Here is a 15,814-nt window from a genome sequence, read left to right as displayed (position 1 = left end):
GGCCGTCGGGGCCTACGCTGCGTTGCATCGTGAAGATGTCCGCGCGTTCGTAGCCATTGAGTCGCCTCTCTCGGGCTTTGGGCTCGAAGACCTKTTTGGCGCGTTCTGGCACTTCGGATTCCTTCGCTCTCCGTTTGCAGAAATGCTGATTCAAGGGCGGGAAGAAGAGTTCTTTCGAGCCTTCGCCTTCGGTGATTTCGTGTACCAGAAGAGTGCTCTTACGGAAAGCGATATCGATGAATACGTCAAAAACCAGATGCGCGCCGGCAGGCTTGCCGCTGGCTTCGATTATTACCGGGCGCTTCGCAATTCGAAAGAGTTCTTCGAGAGGACCGTTGCGCCGCCATGGAGTTTCCCGGTCTTAGCAATGGACGGCGATCACAGCATGTCTGGGCTCACGGCCAAATCATTTGCGCGCATCCAGCCTGGGCTCAAGTCAATGCTTGCACCCAATTCGGGTCACTTTGTCCAGGAAGAGCAGCCTGACTTCCTCGTCAGAACGCTCCTCGATTTCACCTCTGAGTTAAGGCAGGGGTAAAGCCGGCTTATGAGCTGAAAGGCCCAAGTAGTGTCGGAATCGATCGGTCTATTGGCAGTCCGACCGCTCAATTCTTCGACGTCGCCAGGCCCGTGACTAAGACATCCGTGTTGTGCGCGAAACGAAGACCGTAATAGCCGTCAGTCGATTTCAGTTTGCCGGCGCCTGTGAGGGCAGCTTTGTCGTAGCTGGCGACCACCGATCCATTGACAGCGCACGTCACCGTATTTCCTTTGACCGAAACGGAGATGTCCTGAGTTACGGGCTGGCCTCGCCCTGGCGCTTTGTGGACGGCACTGTTGCTTTCACCCAGCAGCCCATTCATTCTGAACGGCGTTGGTCCGAAGCCGCGTACGATAAACTTTCCGTTTCCAAAGGCTGCACAGTAAAGCTCGCTTTGGTCGGAAGTCCCCATATCGTTGCCTCCGATGAAGACGCCATAAGGATGTGCATGGGAGTTAAGATTCATGTACTTGGGCTCGTTGAATGTTGCTTTGACGGTGAAATCTCCAGAGGCCGTCGCATTCGACATCCAATACGTGGTTGCAGGACCCGTCGTGACATGAAAAGCATCGCCCTCTTGAATGAGCCTTGCATCATTGAGTGTCATGCCCGCTTTTTCCTCGGCGGCATCAACTTTTCCATTCCATCCCGGAACTTTGACCCCGCCATCTGTAACGGCGCGTGAACCTTCTACGGTCGGGCTGCCTGCGCCGCCCACAAACTGTTTCCTGGCAAGGAAGAGTGCGGTAAATAGGACGACCGCACAACCGATGATGATCTTGTACCTTCTCTTCATTGTTCGACCTCGTATTGGAATAGTGTTCTTGTGGACATCGCAGAGTCGCAGAACTAGCTCGATTTCGTTTTGATCCGTTCGCTAATCATTGAAACCGCTCTACGTGCGCTAAGGGCTGCGCCCTCCTGCCAGCCGGGGATGTGACTGACCGTATCGCCCGCGAAGTAAAAGGGGCCGTCATTCTTGATGACGGTGTTGTATCCGTCACTTCCGCCAAACGTGCGAATCCAAGATCCTTCGTTCCATTTCACGCGGCGCCATCCGCAGAAGACAGGCTTTGCGAGTTCCTTCCCGTGGCCCGGATGGAACTTCTCCACCACCGCCCGCGAATACGCGAACTTTTCTTCCAGACTCATATTCCAGAGCGGTGAGCCTACTTCCTCGCCGTATCCGCTAAGCAAAATACCGGTTTTGCTCATCAGGCTCGCACTCGGGTACCAAACGATGCCCGGCCCTTGCAGGGTGTACGACAAACCGCCGTAGATGTTGTAGTCCCTCTCCCAGAATCTTCGGCTCTCCCAAACCGTCTTGTAAAAGCCGAAAGGGACACTGCCCTCCACGACTGTTTTCACCTCCGGTGACAGATCGTTCGGAATCTTCTTCAGCATCTCGAACGGTAGAGCGATGACGCAATATGCGGCTTCGGCCTGCTTTTTTACACCCGCCTGGAGATATTGCACTGCCACGCCCTTGTCTGTTCTGCGAATGGCCTGCACCTCCGCTCTGTAATGCACGACAGGACCGAGCGATTTCGCGAAGGCATATGGAATTCGATCCATGCCTCCCACGGGCTGCATCATCGTGGCCTGCCAGTCCCAGGTCTCTTCCGTCAGCATGAACTGCCAGAAATTTGCATCGAGAAGCGTGTGCATATCGACCGGCTCTTCGACGACTCCATCGTCCGTTCCTGCCCCCGGAGCCGCCTTATATCCTGCACGGGGTGAGCCTCGATAGGCTCCCTTGGGATCGAGCGGACCATAGACTTTGAGAAACGCCATCATGCGTTCGCGGTCCTCCTTAGTTAGCTCCGCATCCAGGGCCCCGCCGCTGATGCTTTTAGCCAGCAATTCTGAGACATGACCACGCGTGTCGTTGATCGCCTTGCGTTGAAGCATCGGCGTGCCGCCGTTTGCTTTGTCGTTTTGTAAAAGCGTCGAGCGGGACGTATTGATCTCGACTTCCATGGGCACGCCGAGTTCGTGTGCATACTCAAGCATGGTCCAGTGAGTGCTGGGCAATCTCGCTGGGCCAAAATTCTGATAGTTGCCAGCCTCCCAATTCACCGTTTGCGTTGTGCCATCAACGAATTCGATCTTCGTGCCGGCCCGTGCAGTCCAGTTGCGACCGCCTGGACGGTCTCGGACCTCARGAAGAATCACGTCATAACCCAACTTCTTCATTTCGTAAGCAGTCACTAGCCCGCCAATGCCGCCACCCAGGACTATGACCTTCACACCTTTGCCAATGCCGGCCGAAGCCTGGACTGGTTGCACCTGTTCGCCCTTGGCTGCCATAAGACCAAGAGACTGCATCGTTGCGAACGCTGCGCTGTATCCGCCAGCCTGCCCAACCCTCATTAGGAAGTCACGCCGAGTAATCCCCATCGATTGCCCCTTTTCGTCGCCGTCATGCGGCGCTGATAGCTCCATCGCAACGCTGTTGCAAAGCCACGCGAATCAATTGAAATGCTTGAATGGGCTAATAATAGTGGCGACCGTTATCATTGTCAATGCTAGCGCTCGCTATTAAAAATCACGGCCACGCGTTAACCTCTATTTGCTCACGTCGTTATCGAGCTTCCAGCTTGCCTGCAGCTTCCTTACATAAAAGATTTGGCCCGTGTGGTACGCGTTGTGGGTGCTGATGTGCTCAATCGTTGGAGCGATTTCTAAGAGGGTTTGATCGTCTGAACGTTCGACCAGGTCTTCGAGAGAGACCATCACTGTGTGGAGATCCCGAACGATCTTGCTCCACTTTGAGGGATCGAAGTCATTGAACGTCTCATCATTCGTTTGCGGATTCCTGACAGGGTCACCCTTGAGCTGCGCGAGCGCATTCGAATTCCAGAACAAGAGATGATTTGCGATCATTCCAACGGAGTGGTTCGCATTTGGATTGACCTTACCAGAGGCGTTGGTAGGTACCCATTTGGCCTGTTCCGCCGTAAGGCCCGAAATCGCCGTGTTGAGGGGAAGGAACCATTCGGGTTGAGTATGGGTGGAGCGAAGTTGCGAGAGCAGCAGAGCACGAAGCTCCGCGACATTCGATTGTGCGTGCGGCGGGTTCTTCGATTGCGCGAAGGCAGTACCGGATAGAGCCAACGCCAAGAAGATGGACAGCAATCTGGCTGCGGACGTATGAGAGTTCTTGTGCATCTCGTCTCCTAGCGGTGTTTGAATTCAAGGAACAGATTCTTGAAGGGGAGCGTGTCGTACACATTTGCACTCGTCCGCAGTGCGTTGTTGGTGTTGTAGCGAGCTGGATACCACGCTTTGACCGCGATCTCCGAAGCAAGGAACGATGAGACGATTGCAGGGATGGAAGGCACCAGAGACGCAAGATGGAACCTGGGGCGAATCAATGCGGAAATATTCTCCATTTGAGGGACACTTCCTACTGAACAAATCAGTTGTTTGGGCTGAGGAGGGAGTAAATTGCCTACAGCGCAGAGTGTTCTTCGGCGACCGGGGTAGGCAGTCCCGGCTGATCGTTCAGCCGGTGATAGGTAAAGTAAGAGATGGAAACGACCGTGATTGGAATCACGAGCCTCACCCCTTGGCCGAAACCTTGAACGGCAAAATGGCACCATGCCGCTCCGACGAAGTCGAAGATGAAACCTGCATAAGCCCACTCCTTGAGCCTTGGATACCTGGGTACCAAGAGGGTGATAGCGCCGGCTATTTTCAGAACTCCGATCAAGTTCATGATGTAAAGGGGAAAACCTATCTCGCGGAATTTCGTAACCATAGTCTGCGTGTGCAGCAGATACGAGGTCCCGGTGAAGAGGAACACGCAGCAAAATAAGCCTGTGCTTGCCCAATACGCGATCGTCAAAGTCTTCAGAGTTTTCATTAGCTGCTCCTGAGCACTGTTTCTATGTAAGGGAGAATCGTGTCCGTCCACCATTCAAATCGGCGGGGACCTAATGCGTCGCTTTCGCTTCCGCGTACAGGGCCGATACAAAGCGATCGACACTATTGCCTAATCCAGCGGGCAATGGATCTGTCCCACCCGGAACCTTGGCGTCATATGGAGCGGTGAGGTTGGCTGCAATGACCTGCGGAAGCGAGCTTCCGTTCGCCACCATCGTCTGAACCTTGGCTCGAATATCGAGGATCATGTCGCGGTAGGCCTGGACGTCTGTGAGTGTGGGCAACGACCCATGCCCAGGCACGAGCTTTGTATTTGCATCAGCAGTGCGCAGCAACAGGTCAATGGCTTCGAGGGTCCCCTTGAATGAGGCACCGTGAGTCGCATCGACAAATGGATAGCCGTAGTTCCGATAGAAGTCGCCGATCATGATGACGTTGGCCGTCTCAAAGCGAATCATCGTGTCGCCGTTGGTGTGACCCGATGGAAGCGGGATGAGGTCAACCGTCTCGCCATCGAAATGGATCTTTACGGGAGCGCCAGCGCCGTAGGTCACAATGGGAAGACGTTCGGGATCTTTCCATGAGGCTGCGTCCCCGACTGCCGCGAGCACTGCTGGAGGAGGTGGCGTGACGAGTGCTTGCCTCACCTCTTCGCGGGCGAAGATGAGAGCACCCATCTTCGCAAAGTTCGGGTTCCCGCCAGTGTGGTCAGGATGATAATGGGTGTCGATCAGAAACCGGATCGGGCCGGGATTGATCTGTTTGATCGCGATAGCAAGCTTGTCGGAAAGAGGTGCGTAGGCCGCATCGACCATCAACACGCCCTCCGGCCCCGCCAGGATACCGATACGACCGCCTGCTGCCTCGGGATGGCCAGCGTCCGCGCCGGGCGAGCCGGTAAGGATGTAAACATTCGGCGCGAGTTGCTGGGGAATGAACTGGGCTTTAGCGTAGTTAATGCTGGGACCCTGGGCGACAACCAGTGCAGTCATCATTACCGCAGCAAAGGCAAAGAACACGTTCCTCAAAATGGTTTTCATGCTTTATTCGCTCCTTAGATCGAGCGCTGGAGCGCAATCGATCTGGACTTGATTACAGCTCCCTTTGAGGACCTGTTTCGTAAGCTTGTGTGAAGTTAGGTAAAGCAAAGGAGCTCTCAAGGCTTACTGCTGTTGCACTCTGAAGTTCGTCACAAGTACGTCTGTATTGTGTGCGAACCGAAGCCCGCATCGTTGGGAAGGCGCTGCATCACGAGGCGCAGTCCGCGTTCCCCAATGCACATTACAAGGGGAACGCACGCACGCTGACGTAAGGGTCTGTAAAGGTTTGTAAGGGGGATTGCCATTCGAGGTAAACGGTAGGAGCGGCGTCTCAGCCTTCCGCCAGCGAAGAATTACAGACCACGTTCATCAGGACAGATATGTACGAGTTCAAGAGAGAGCAACAACCACTCGTCCTGTGCCTCACCAACCCACCGGTTGCAGAGGAGGCACATGGACTCAATGCCGTTCGCCGTCAGACGATGCTTGAACCGACGGGGTTGCAATTCGCCTTCTGCATCATCCCGGCAAAGGACTTGATGAGAAGAGGCTGAACGGGGGGCCTTCATTGAGCCGCCTCAAGTTGATCTCGCAACATTCGCCGCGCACGGACCAGGCGGCTTTTTACTGTGGGTTCCGTCAACCTCAGAGTTCCTCGGACCTCGGCGATGGAGAGTTCGTCAAGGTAGTAGAGTTTGATGATCTCCCTATACATCTTCGGTAAGCGCGTGATGCATCGCTCAACGAGAGCCTTCGATTCTCCCACAGATAAGGAAGCATCGGGCGTTGGTCGAGAATCGCGCAACTCAGATTGGGGCCTGTCGTCATCGCCCGCCAGGTATTCATCGAGGGAGACCGAGCGGTCACGCTTGCGCTGTCGGAGGCAGATCAAAGCCTGATTAATGGCAATGCGAGTCAGCCAGGTTGAGAATTGYGACTGTCCCCGAAACTGGTATGGTTCCCGGAAGCGTGAGAGAGGCGGCGTTGGCTAGGACATTCATCGCTGTGTGTCGATTACATCGCCCACGGCAGCTTCACAATGTAAAGAGATGTTTGGATCGGTAAAGTTCAGCAGATGGGTTGAGCTAAGGGCAGGCGAATGGTCACAAGGAGACCGCGCCCTGATGGTGCATTTGAGGCTTGAATCGTTCCGCCATGAAGTCGGATAACCCGATCCGTGATTGAGAGACCCAGACCGACACCATCGTCGTCGGCGGCTCTATCAGAATCGATGACGCGATAGAACGGCTCGAAGATGTTGTTCAGCTCTTTTTCGGGCACGCCCTCTCCGTAGTCCCGCACCGTGATTGTCACGTTCGCGGAGTCAACCCTGTTCGAGCCGATGAGATGGATATCCACGGATGTGTTCGGAGCCGTATGCCTTACGGCGTTTCGCACTACATTCTCGATCGCACTCCGCAGAAGGCTGTAGTCACCCTGCATGGAGATGTCGGACTCGCTTGTGACAAGTACATGGCTCCCTGCTTTCTGTGCTTCAAAATCGGCATCCGAAGCAATGCTCCTCACCAGATCGCTCAGCGCAAGACCGGTGGGATTCAAAAGTGTAGACGTGTTCTCCAGCTTCGTGACCGTCAGTAGACGACTAATCAGTTCGTTCAGGCGGACTGTATCGGTCTGAATCCTCACCAGAGCGGCGTCCTCGCCGACTCTCCCGCGCAAGAGGTCAATCGCGACATTCATGCGCGTTAGCGGTGACCGCAGCTCGTGCGAGATGTCATAGAGCAACTGTCGCTGGCGTGAGATCACCCTCTGGTTGGTGTCGGCCATGCAGTTGAAGTCCTGGACAAGATCTCCGAGTTCATCACGTCTCTTCGTAAGCCGTTCGTCCGCTCGAACATCAAGCTGCCCGGCCGTAATCCGCTGCGCGGCCAGCCGCAAATTCAGGACCGGACGTGTCAAGAATTGCGCCAGCGCGTAACAAATCCACCCCGAAACAAGGATGGCAAATCCTCCACGGAAGAGAAGCGAGGGGATATTGCTTTGAAGCATTGCACGCGGCGCTACGGGGAGTTCAGACGCAAAGAAGACCGGCTCTCGATTTTCCTCCGCAATGCGTACAGCGATGCGGACGGTTCCATTAGGCATCGAGAACTCGGAACCCGCACCGCGTTGGATACCTCGAATCATTGGACCGAATGTGTCACATCGCGTTCCGGCCATTGTCTGCCCTGCGGTATCGAAAAGACACGCGTGAATTCTCACATCACGCGAGAGGTTTGTCAGATACGTAGTCCCGGCAGCGTGCCCCTGGTCTTCGGTGATGTGTGCGGCGGCGGTCCCAAAATAGCGCACCGTCTCGATTAGACCTTCATGATCCTGTGGACGTATCTGGCGATTCTGAAACATCACAATCGCTACGAGAGTGATCCCGGTTAGCAGGACCGTCGCCCAAAACCACAAGAAGATTTTGAGGAAGAGCCTTGTCATAGATTATTTCCGCTTGACATCGGAGTCAGGATGTAGCCGGTGCCACGCACGGTTTTGATCCGTTCGACTCCACGATTCGTGCTCAGCTTTTTCCGAAGATTACTGATATGCACATCGACGGTGCGGTCTGCGAAGCCGAGGCTACGTCCCATCGCTGCATCGGTTAGAAAATCCCGCGAGAGCACCCGCCCTACATTTCGAACGAGCACTTCGAGAATCGCAAACTCGGCGGTTGTGAGGACGAGGGGTTTTCCCTGAAAGCGTGCCTCGCGTCGCTCTGCATCGATTGCGATATCGTCCGCGTCGACGCGACTTGAGGTCTGGCGTCGCTCTTCGACACGCCGTAGGATGGCTCGAATGCGGGCGATCAGTTCTCTAGGATTGAAGGGCTTCGGAAGGTAGTCATCCGCTCCAAGTTCCAGGCCAAGGATACGGTCGATGTCATCTCCTTTGGCCGTCAACATCAACACGGGTACTGCGGATTTCGGCCTTAGCAGCTTTAGAACTTCCATGCCGCCCAAGCGTGGCATCATGATGTCCAAAATCACCAGGGAATAGTTCCCGGTGGTTGCCAGTTCAAGCCCCTTCCGACCATCATGGGCTGCATCAAGCTGAAACCCTTCCGACTCCATGCGCTCGGCCAAGAGCACAAAGAGCTCCCGATCATCGTCAATTATCAACAGCCGGCTCATGCGTTCACATTCAATCTCCAGGTCCATCCTAAGGGCGGAAGCCGTGCCGAGATACTGCCTTTACATACATTTACATTGGGCATCTCAGCACGGCTTCTCATGTCTCATTGCTACTGCACCGGCTTCATCGGAGCGGTAGCGAGGAGGCTTTCAAGAGGAAGCCAGGGTGGTCAGGGGAATAAGATCGTATGCCCCAAGCTTCGCCTTATCCAGCGGAAGCTCTTCGAGTATCTTCTGAGCGTCGTCCACAGATTGAATGGATGATCGTGAAAGGTGAACCGGCCTGCGAGAAAAAGGGCTAGTACCAAAGAGCGAGCAGGGTGCTGACAATCAGACTCCCCAGCATCGCGCCAACCTGGGCCGATGAAAGATAGTTCATGTCAAATCCTTGAGCAGTTTTGAACGGGTTGCTGAAAGTATGTGTTCCGAAAATTCCTTGTCGTCCACGGCGCGAGCCAGAATCATCGCTCCGACCATGGACGCAACCGTGGCGAGCATCTCGTCCTGGCGCTCCAGAGATGTTCCTCTTCTTTCCGGAAGCTTCTCTCCTAAACGAGTTGCGGCGCCTTTAACAATGCGGGTGAACGATCTGCGAACCGTCGCTCCCTGCCTCGGCATGTCCCCGCCCAGTGCCGCCATGAAACAACCCGAGCCGGGATTGTCCCGATGACCAGGCGTTAGATAGCGAGAGATTGCTTCTTCGAGACTAGGGTTGAGGCGAGCAACCATCGCACCTGCACGCTCGAATCCGAAGTCGAGCGCTTCCGCCAAAAGCTTCTCTTTCGAACCGAACTGGCTGTAAAGACTTCCGTGGGTCATCCCCGCAGCCTGACCGAGAGCGTCGACACCAACACCTGCCACCCCACGTTCCCGAAATAACTTCGCTGCGCTTGCCAGAATCAACTCGCGGTTCTCGGCGGCTTTCTTCTTGGAAATCTTCATTACGGACCTCATCCTTTTTGGTAGCGGCCGCTACCATTGTGCAATGATAGCTCGCGCCATGATTAGTTTGCTACCGCAATCTTTACAAACCTTTACAAACACTTACTCCACACAGGTGAGGGCAGATCGGACTTCAAAGGGAATGCAGACTCTCCTCATTCAGTTCGTGAGGAGTTCCTTATAGATCGGATGAAGGCTAATGAGCGAGACCGGAGCCAACGGAGGTGGGCCTTGGGAGAGTGTCCACGTCTGCCCTAATTGTGGATACGTCATCAATCTTGCGCTCAGGGATGACGACGTCAAATCTGGATGGTCCCGATCCAGACTTACGACAACTCCCGCGAAGCTGCGTGACGCGCATAGCGAATTCCCGTCGGATGTTCCACGGCTTCGGGAACAAGAACTGGGCTGGCGATGAATAGAAAACTATATTCCTGCCCGGAAATTCTTGTGTCGAGGACGGGCTCAAGGAGCTGACCTGCTGCGATTCCATATTTTCCCGCAACGAAATCTCAAGGATCGAGGCGCTCTGACGCACGCGAATAAGGAGGCCTCGCTAGGGTGAGTGTACCGGGACTGCCGCGAAGCTTTCCGACGAGATTCTTGAGAGCGTGCTTCAAAAGCTGAGTTCATATCTAACCCAATTGGCTAACCTGTGCGCTTCGTTTTGAATTCGATATGGAATCGCGTTTCGAGGCGTGGAACTATTCCTCCTTTTCAGAATTGGCGCTGGATGTCTGATCTCGTAGGAGATTCTGAAGCCGGACCTTCGTGGCTGGCCAGTCACGCATCGTGAAGGAATAATTCACGGTATCGCGAACGAAGCCATCCCGCATTACCATGTGACAGCGTAATACACCGTCGCGCTTGGCGCCGAGTCGTTCAATGGCACGCTGGGATCGCAGATTTCTTGCGTCCGTATTCAATTCAACTCTGTTTGCCGTGAGTACCTCGAAAGCATGATTGAGTAGCAAGTACTTCGCTGCCGTATTGATATGCGTCCTTCGGTATGACGCTCCGAGCCAGGTTTTTCCCACTTCGAGCCTCTTGTGCTCTGGCACCACCCGGTAAAGGCTCGTTGTTCCAACCGCCGACCGACTGGTTTCGTTAATGATCGCGAAGTTTAACTCTGTGCCGCGTTCATTGGCATCCATTGCAGCGCCAATCCAAGCCTCTAATTCGTTCTTCGACGCCAGATGTGCAAAGGTCATGTAGCGCCAGATATCCTCCTCCGGCGACCAAAGATAAAGGTCATCGAGATGAGAGTAGTCAATAGGCGAAAGGCGCACGGAATAGCCCTGCAAAACTACCTTTTGCAACGGCCATTGAAAGTGCAGATCGGAAGGATGCTGTGCCGGCATGTCGACAACCTGTCAGGTTTTTATCACAGGGAAGAGGCCGTCCGTATTCCCGCCCGGCTGGGCAGGAAGTTTTTATTGCCAGGACGTGCCAAGCGATGTTGCCGGGAGTTGAGATAGGAACCCGGGGATCGCTAAGCATCGGCTGTAGTCAGGGCGTTCAATAGGCTAGTAGGGGAAATCCAGCAACACCTTCTCCTGCCCCGTACTTCCTCTAGCGCTTTAGAAATTCAGACATCACAAGTATCGCCTATTGCAGGCCCATAGAGGTCGCGCGAATTATTTCTGTGGCAGTCCCACTGTTTTCCGCAACTCTCCTTGCGCAAGCGAAAGGCCAAGACTGGCTTCCATGGCGCTCGCAGTGGAGGCGCTGAGTTGCGCTTCGGCAGTGACCTGCTGTGAGGGAAGTGCTGCGTGCAACTCTACCTGTTTGCTCTTTACGCGCGCAGCTTCGGAGCGAACTTGGCGAACCTCCTCGGCAAGATGAGCGAGGCTCTGCATACGTTCGACTTTGTCATATGCCGCGTTGGCCTCGGCTTCAATGTGTAAGGCCACATCGGCAAGCTTTACCTCGGCCTGGCGAAGTTGAATGCGTGCCTTGCCAAGTTCCGCCTCTCGTTTACCACCGTCAAAGAGCTCGTAACGGAAGTTCACCCCGAAGACACCGAAGTTATGCACGAGAAAGGGAACACCGCTCTGGTAGTTGTAGCGCGCGATAGCGGTGAGGTCCGGGATGTAAGCATCGCGTGCTGCTGCGACACCGGCGCGAGCCTTTTCGACGGTGGCCTTTGCGGCGCGTACCTCGGGACTTTCGGTTAACGCCATGCGGATACCCTCGGCACGCGGCGGCAGGTCGACAGCCATATTGGCAGGGGCTTCGTCGAGCTCGAAGATCGTATTCACTGGCATGCCGAGCAGGTAGGCGAGCGTCATGCTGGTATCCGTGATGGAGAGCTGTTGTGTGAGTAGGTCCTGCTTGGCCTGTAGAACCCCGGCTCGGCTTTCAAGCTCGGAAACGTCGAGCGCCTCGCCGCGCTGCACTTGGTAGCGTGTCTCCTGCTCACTGGATTCGGAGGCCTTCAATTGCTGCTCGGCCGCGCGTTTCTTCCATTGTGCGATCAACACGCCGTAGTACACCTGGCGAACTTTCAGCGCGATGGTGTCACGTGCGTCTTCGAGTTCGATTTCGGCTACCTTCACTCCGGCGGCCGCGGCTTTGTTGCCATCATGTACTTTGAAGAGCTGAGTCATCGGTTGGCCCAGCGTGGTCAGGCTGAGGTAACTGGTGCTGCTCCCCTGACCGACGGTGACGGTCTCAATCGGAGTGCCGTTGCCTAGCGCGCCCTTGGGCAGCGTGACACCCTGCAGTTCAGTAATATGGGAAACCTGGCTCTCATTGCTGAGTTGCGGAAAGTAATGCGAGCGCGCCTCGTCCTTTTCATGTTGTTTGCCGACAACCTCGAGCCGTGCCAGCTCTACGGAGCGGTTCTGCCGCAGAGCCTGGTCGATCGCGTCGTTCAGCGTAAGGTGCACGGGAGTCTGCTGTGCGCAGGCAGGAACGGTGACCATCAGGGCAAAGAGATATCGTTTCAAAGTTGTTTCTCCTTACGACGGGTTGGCGGCTTTTGCTTCGCGGAATCCGATCTTCATTACTCCGACGCAGGCCAGGACGCAGAGCGAGGCGACCGCTGCCCATGCAATCGTGAGAAAGCAATCTGCAATACTGAGCGTGAAAGCCTGCTGGCGCACTTGTAACGAGAGCAGCGCACCGGCGCGAGCCGCAGCTTCAGAGGCGCCAGTCGAATGCGGTGTCATCCCGCCTTGTAGTAAGCGCAGACGATGTTGCGTTGCAGGATCGGCCAATTGCACATGCAGACCGAGCAGGTTGGAATGCGTCTGCTCACGCACCGAGATCCAGTGCTGCATGAAGGCGACGCCTATCTCTCCTCCCAGCAGGCGTACGGTCTGGAAGAAGCCGGAGAAGGTGAGCGCATTGATGGGCTGCTGGACAGCGCCGGAATTGACGACTTCGAGGATAATGCTGCCGACCAGACCGTTGAGCGCCAGCCCTTGTCCCAACGCGAGCACAAGCTGTGAGGGCCAGAAGCTGGAACCGGCCCATTGCGGATCAAGCTTTGCATTGAGAAAGCAGCCAACGGCAATCACAGCAAAACCGGTGCCCAGCACCAGCCGCGAGTCGATGCGTCCGAGCAGCCAGATGGCAACGATGCCTGCGAGCACCTGGGGGAGTGCGATCCAGAGAAGCACGGGGCCGGTCTCTTCCGGGCGATATCCATGTACGCTGGCGAGGAAACTGGGAAGCAGAACAACGGTGCTCAGCAGAAGAAAGCGGAAGGCAGCAAGGAGGATCGCAAGAGAGACGACATTGCGCCGCGCCAGGAAGCTGAGATTGACAAGCGGATTCGGTTGCAGCAAACGGCGCGTCAGCGATGCCAGGCAAAGGAAGGCGCCGGAAGCAATCAATGCGATGAAGGTGCGCGAGTTCCACCAGTCCACTCTCTGGCCCTGGTCGAGCGCCGCATAGATTAGCGCGGCACCCAGGCTGAAATAGAGAAAACCGCGCCAGCTCGGCCGGGGCTGTCCAGGCTTGGGCTGCGGCAACGGTTGTGGCGCAATGCCGAAGTGGACGCAGAGCAGCATTACCGGTGTGGCTACGGCGCCCATCCAGAAGATCCAGCGCCATGAGAGGTGGTCTACCAGAAGAGCTTCCGTCGAGTGCGCGACGTGAGTGGTGAAGACGACATCCAGACAATAGACCATGATGCCGAAGACCACATAGCGCATCGGCAGGTTGCGAAGGATGAATGAGAGCGTGAGTGGATAGAAGGTCCCTGCGGTAAGCCCGGCGAGCGCCAGCAGCACCAGCATGAGGGAAAGGCCGCCGGAGAGCGGTAGAAGGAACGCGATCAGAGTGTAGGCAAAGCCGCAGGCCATCAAGACACGGCGCGGACCCAGCAGACCGCCGAGATAGACAGAAAAGGGACCGATGAACATGGTCGCCGCGTTATAGACAGTGCCCAGCCACGAAGCTTCGTCTGCGCCGAGGCCGGTGGCTCCACGCAAGTCAGGTAGTCCGACGGAGATCAGACGTCCCTGTGCCGTGGCGATCATGGCGCCCAGCAGAACGGCTACGATGCCGATCATCGGATGTGTTGCGTGGACAGGTTCTCCGCTGGCGGATTGTGCGGTTTCCTCGGGCATCACTTCACCTTGACAGTTACGGTTGCCGAGAAGCCGGGCCGCAGACGTTCGATCTGGTCTGACGGATCAAGCTGGATTTTGACCGGAACGCGCTGCACGACACGGGTGAAGTTGCCGGTGGCGTTGTCCGGCGGCAGCAGGGCGAACTGCGATCCACTGGCGGGAGCAACCTGTGCGACACGGCCTTTTAGCACTACATCAGGCAGAGCATCAACGTGGACTTCGACCGGATTACCGGCTTTCATGTGAGCGAGCTGGGTCTCTTTGAAGTTGGCCTGAATCCAGGGATTGCTTTGCACCAGCGAGATCAACTCCGCGCCGGCCGCGACAAGCTGGCCGGGATGTGTCTTGCGTTCGCCCACGGTACCCGCGAGAGGCGCGCGGATCGTGGTGTAGTTGAGATTCACCTCGGCGACCTGAATGGCCGCCTTCCTGGCCGCGATGTCGGCGCGCAGCACGTCATCCTTGGTATGGAGTGAGGCCAGCACGCGCTGCTGTCCGGCGAGTGCGGCTTCGGCGCTTTTCTCGGCAGCGTCAGCGCGAGCGCGATCCGCCTGGCGGCTGGCAAGAAGCGCCTGTGCCTTCTCTGCATCGGCGACTACAGACTCCACACGCTGGCGGGTAGACGCACGAGCGGCCAGAAGGGCTTCCTGGCGTGCACGTTCACTGTTGGCATGTTCTACATCGGGTTTGGCGGCGGCGATTCCGGCATCGGCTGCGGAGATTGCCGCCTGGGCAGCAGTGATCTGTGTCGCCGCCCCGCGAATCTGTTCTTCCTGCACGCGCTTGGCATCCTCGTTGGCGGTCAACGATGCCTCGGATGCTGCAAGTGCGGCTTGAGCCTGCGCCAGGGCAGCGCGGTAGTCCTCGTCCTGCAGTTGCACCAGCACCTGGCCCGGCGTGACTGTGGCATAGTCCTCGACCATGACGGATTTCACCGTTCCGCTGACGCGCGTGCTTAGGGGGGTGACATCGGTGCGTACGTAGGCATCGTCGGTCGACTGTTCAGAGCGGTTTGCACCCCAGGCGCTCCAGCACCCCTGGATCATTAGGGCCAATGCAGCTGCGATGGCGAGAACAAGAGCTGGTACACCAAATTTCCGAAGCACGAGAACCTCCTGGAAACAAGAATCAGCTTTGCGGTATGGCAGCGTGTCCGCATGTCTCTGAAAGGGAGGAACGGACGCGATCAAAATGTACCGCAATGATATGGCAGGAGGAACCAATAGAACCATCACCCCAAAAGGGTGAGTTTCTTCCTGCATTCAGGAAATCCTAGCCCTGTCGTTCCTGAGTAGATTCTTTCGCCTTCCAAAGATAACGGGAAGCTTACCATCCTCCGCTGTGTTTCTGATAAATGCCACCCTTGCTCCGAAGGCGGGGACGTCCGTAGACCTTGATTTACTTGGGATATCGGCAAAACGGGCGAGCTTGATTGGGGAACTTGCCAAAGAGCTTGGGGTAAAGCAGGAGCAGATCTCCCGCTCAGAGAGCCGCGCCGATATTCACCTTTCGACCTTGAAGCGTTACGTTGAAGCCATGGTCGGAGGCTGACGCTCGTTGCGGAATTCCCAACAGTATTGGCACCACAAAGGGATCCGCGCTCGCAATCCACGGCTTCCCGACTACCAATGCATCCATAGCGGAAGAGGACAGTGTTATGAACATTGAGCACATGAATAC

The 15,814-nt window shown here is 56.1% G+C and carries 14 protein-coding genes and 1 pseudogene; 1 reads left to right on the top strand and 14 read right to left on the bottom strand.

The window, feature by feature from the left end; translation table 11 throughout:
- A partial coding sequence (locus AB4043_RS04985) for an alpha/beta fold hydrolase (protein ID WP_442306598.1) occupies nt 1-538 on the top strand: 538 nt, incomplete at its 5' end.
- Nucleotides 539-605: 67 nt separating this feature from the next.
- Here AB4043_RS04985 and AB4043_RS04980 read toward each other — a convergent pair.
- The 14 genes and pseudogenes from AB4043_RS04980 to AB4043_RS04915 all read right to left on the bottom strand — a co-directional run bounded on the left by AB4043_RS04980 (nt 606) and on the right by AB4043_RS04915 (nt 15,240).
- Nucleotides 606-1,259 carry a hypothetical protein gene (locus AB4043_RS04980; RefSeq protein WP_442306597.1) on the bottom strand — a complete coding sequence of 218 codons (654 nt, stop codon included), beginning with the start codon at nt 1,257-1,259 and terminating at the stop codon, nt 606-608.
- Between the two features lie 131 nt (nt 1,260-1,390).
- Nucleotides 1,391-2,986, bottom strand: a complete 1,596-nt coding sequence (locus AB4043_RS04975) for a flavin monoamine oxidase family protein (protein ID WP_442306596.1) — start codon at nt 2,984-2,986, stop codon at nt 1,391-1,393.
- Between the two features lie 123 nt (nt 2,987-3,109).
- Complete coding sequence (locus AB4043_RS04970; protein ID WP_442298901.1) at nt 3,110-3,712, bottom strand: DinB family protein; 603 nt, start codon at nt 3,710-3,712, stop codon at nt 3,110-3,112.
- A gap of 8 nt (nt 3,713-3,720) precedes the next feature.
- Nucleotides 3,721-3,936: a hypothetical protein gene (locus AB4043_RS04965; protein ID WP_442298902.1), complete on the bottom strand. Its 216-nt coding sequence runs from the start codon at nt 3,934-3,936 to the stop codon at nt 3,721-3,723.
- A 59-nt stretch (nt 3,937-3,995) separates the two neighbouring features.
- The gene (locus AB4043_RS04960) at nt 3,996-4,409 is read right to left on the bottom strand and encodes a DoxX family protein (protein ID WP_442298903.1); all 414 of its coding nucleotides are present in this window, start codon (nt 4,407-4,409) and stop codon (nt 3,996-3,998) included.
- A 70-nt stretch (nt 4,410-4,479) separates the two neighbouring features.
- On the bottom strand, nt 4,480-5,469 hold the full coding sequence (locus AB4043_RS04955) for an MBL fold metallo-hydrolase (RefSeq protein ID WP_442298904.1): 990 nt from the start codon (nt 5,467-5,469) through the stop codon (nt 4,480-4,482).
- 565 nt (nt 5,470-6,034) lie between these two features.
- Nucleotides 6,035-6,409, bottom strand: a pseudogene (locus tag AB4043_RS04950) (sigma-70 family RNA polymerase sigma factor); the annotation flags it as partial.
- Between the two features lie 128 nt (nt 6,410-6,537).
- On the bottom strand, nt 6,538-7,917 hold the full coding sequence (locus tag AB4043_RS04945; RefSeq protein ID WP_442298906.1) for an ATP-binding protein: 1,380 nt from the start codon (nt 7,915-7,917) through the stop codon (nt 6,538-6,540).
- Nucleotides 7,914-8,609, bottom strand: a complete 696-nt coding sequence (locus AB4043_RS04940; protein WP_442298907.1) for a response regulator — start codon at nt 8,607-8,609, stop codon at nt 7,914-7,916. The genes AB4043_RS04945 and AB4043_RS04940 overlap by 4 nt, the downstream gene beginning before the upstream one ends.
- A gap of 375 nt (nt 8,610-8,984) precedes the next feature.
- Entirely contained in the window at nt 8,985-9,551 is a 567-nt protein-coding gene (locus tag AB4043_RS04935; protein WP_442298908.1) for a TetR/AcrR family transcriptional regulator, read from the bottom strand.
- Between the two features lie 704 nt (nt 9,552-10,255).
- Nucleotides 10,256-10,912 (bottom strand): GNAT family N-acetyltransferase, encoded by a 657-nt coding sequence (locus AB4043_RS04930; RefSeq protein ID WP_442298909.1) that lies wholly within the window; start codon nt 10,910-10,912, stop codon nt 10,256-10,258.
- 276 nt (nt 10,913-11,188) lie between these two features.
- Nucleotides 11,189-12,502 carry a TolC family protein gene (locus tag AB4043_RS04925; protein WP_442298910.1) on the bottom strand — a complete coding sequence of 438 codons (1,314 nt, stop codon included), beginning with the start codon at nt 12,500-12,502 and terminating at the stop codon, nt 11,189-11,191.
- 12 nt (nt 12,503-12,514) lie between these two features.
- A complete protein-coding gene (locus AB4043_RS04920; RefSeq protein WP_442298911.1) occupies nt 12,515-14,131 on the bottom strand; it encodes an MFS transporter in 1,617 nt (538 codons plus the stop codon).
- Nucleotides 14,131-15,240 (bottom strand): HlyD family secretion protein, encoded by a 1,110-nt coding sequence (locus tag AB4043_RS04915; RefSeq protein ID WP_442298912.1) that lies wholly within the window; start codon nt 15,238-15,240, stop codon nt 14,131-14,133. The genes AB4043_RS04920 and AB4043_RS04915 overlap by 1 nt, the downstream gene beginning before the upstream one ends.
- Nucleotides 15,241-15,814: the final 574 nt, after the last annotated feature.

Origin of the sequence: Terriglobus sp. YAF25 (assembly GCF_052113305.1) — a bacterium.
Lineage (GTDB): Bacteria > Acidobacteriota > Terriglobia > Terriglobales > Acidobacteriaceae > Terriglobus.
The sequence above is the reverse complement of the archived record's forward strand: the minus strand, read 5'-3'. Positions and strand labels throughout refer to the sequence as shown.

Coding starts and splice junctions, on each gene's coding strand:
- AB4043_RS04970 (WP_442298901.1), bottom strand. CDS start 3,712: ATGCACAAGAACTCTCATACGTCCGCAGCCAGATTGCTGTCCATCTTC.
- AB4043_RS04965 (WP_442298902.1), bottom strand. CDS start 3,936: ATGGAGAATATTTCCGCATTGATTCGCCCCAGGTTCCATCTTGCGTCT.
- AB4043_RS04960 (WP_442298903.1), bottom strand. CDS start 4,409: ATGAAAACTCTGAAGACTTTGACGATCGCGTATTGGGCAAGCACAGGC.
- AB4043_RS04955 (WP_442298904.1), bottom strand. CDS start 5,469: ATGAAAACCATTTTGAGGAACGTGTTCTTTGCCTTTGCTGCGGTAATG.
- AB4043_RS04945 (WP_442298906.1), bottom strand. CDS start 7,917: ATGACAAGGCTCTTCCTCAAAATCTTCTTGTGGTTTTGGGCGACGGTC.
- AB4043_RS04940 (WP_442298907.1), bottom strand. CDS start 8,609: ATGAGCCGGCTGTTGATAATTGACGATGATCGGGAGCTCTTTGTGCTC.
- AB4043_RS04935 (WP_442298908.1), bottom strand. CDS start 9,551: ATGAAGATTTCCAAGAAGAAAGCCGCCGAGAACCGCGAGTTGATTCTG.
- AB4043_RS04930 (WP_442298909.1), bottom strand. CDS start 10,912: ATGCCGGCACAGCATCCTTCCGATCTGCACTTTCAATGGCCGTTGCAA.
- AB4043_RS04920 (WP_442298911.1), bottom strand. CDS start 14,131: ATGCCCGAGGAAACCGCACAATCCGCCAGCGGAGAACCTGTCCACGCA.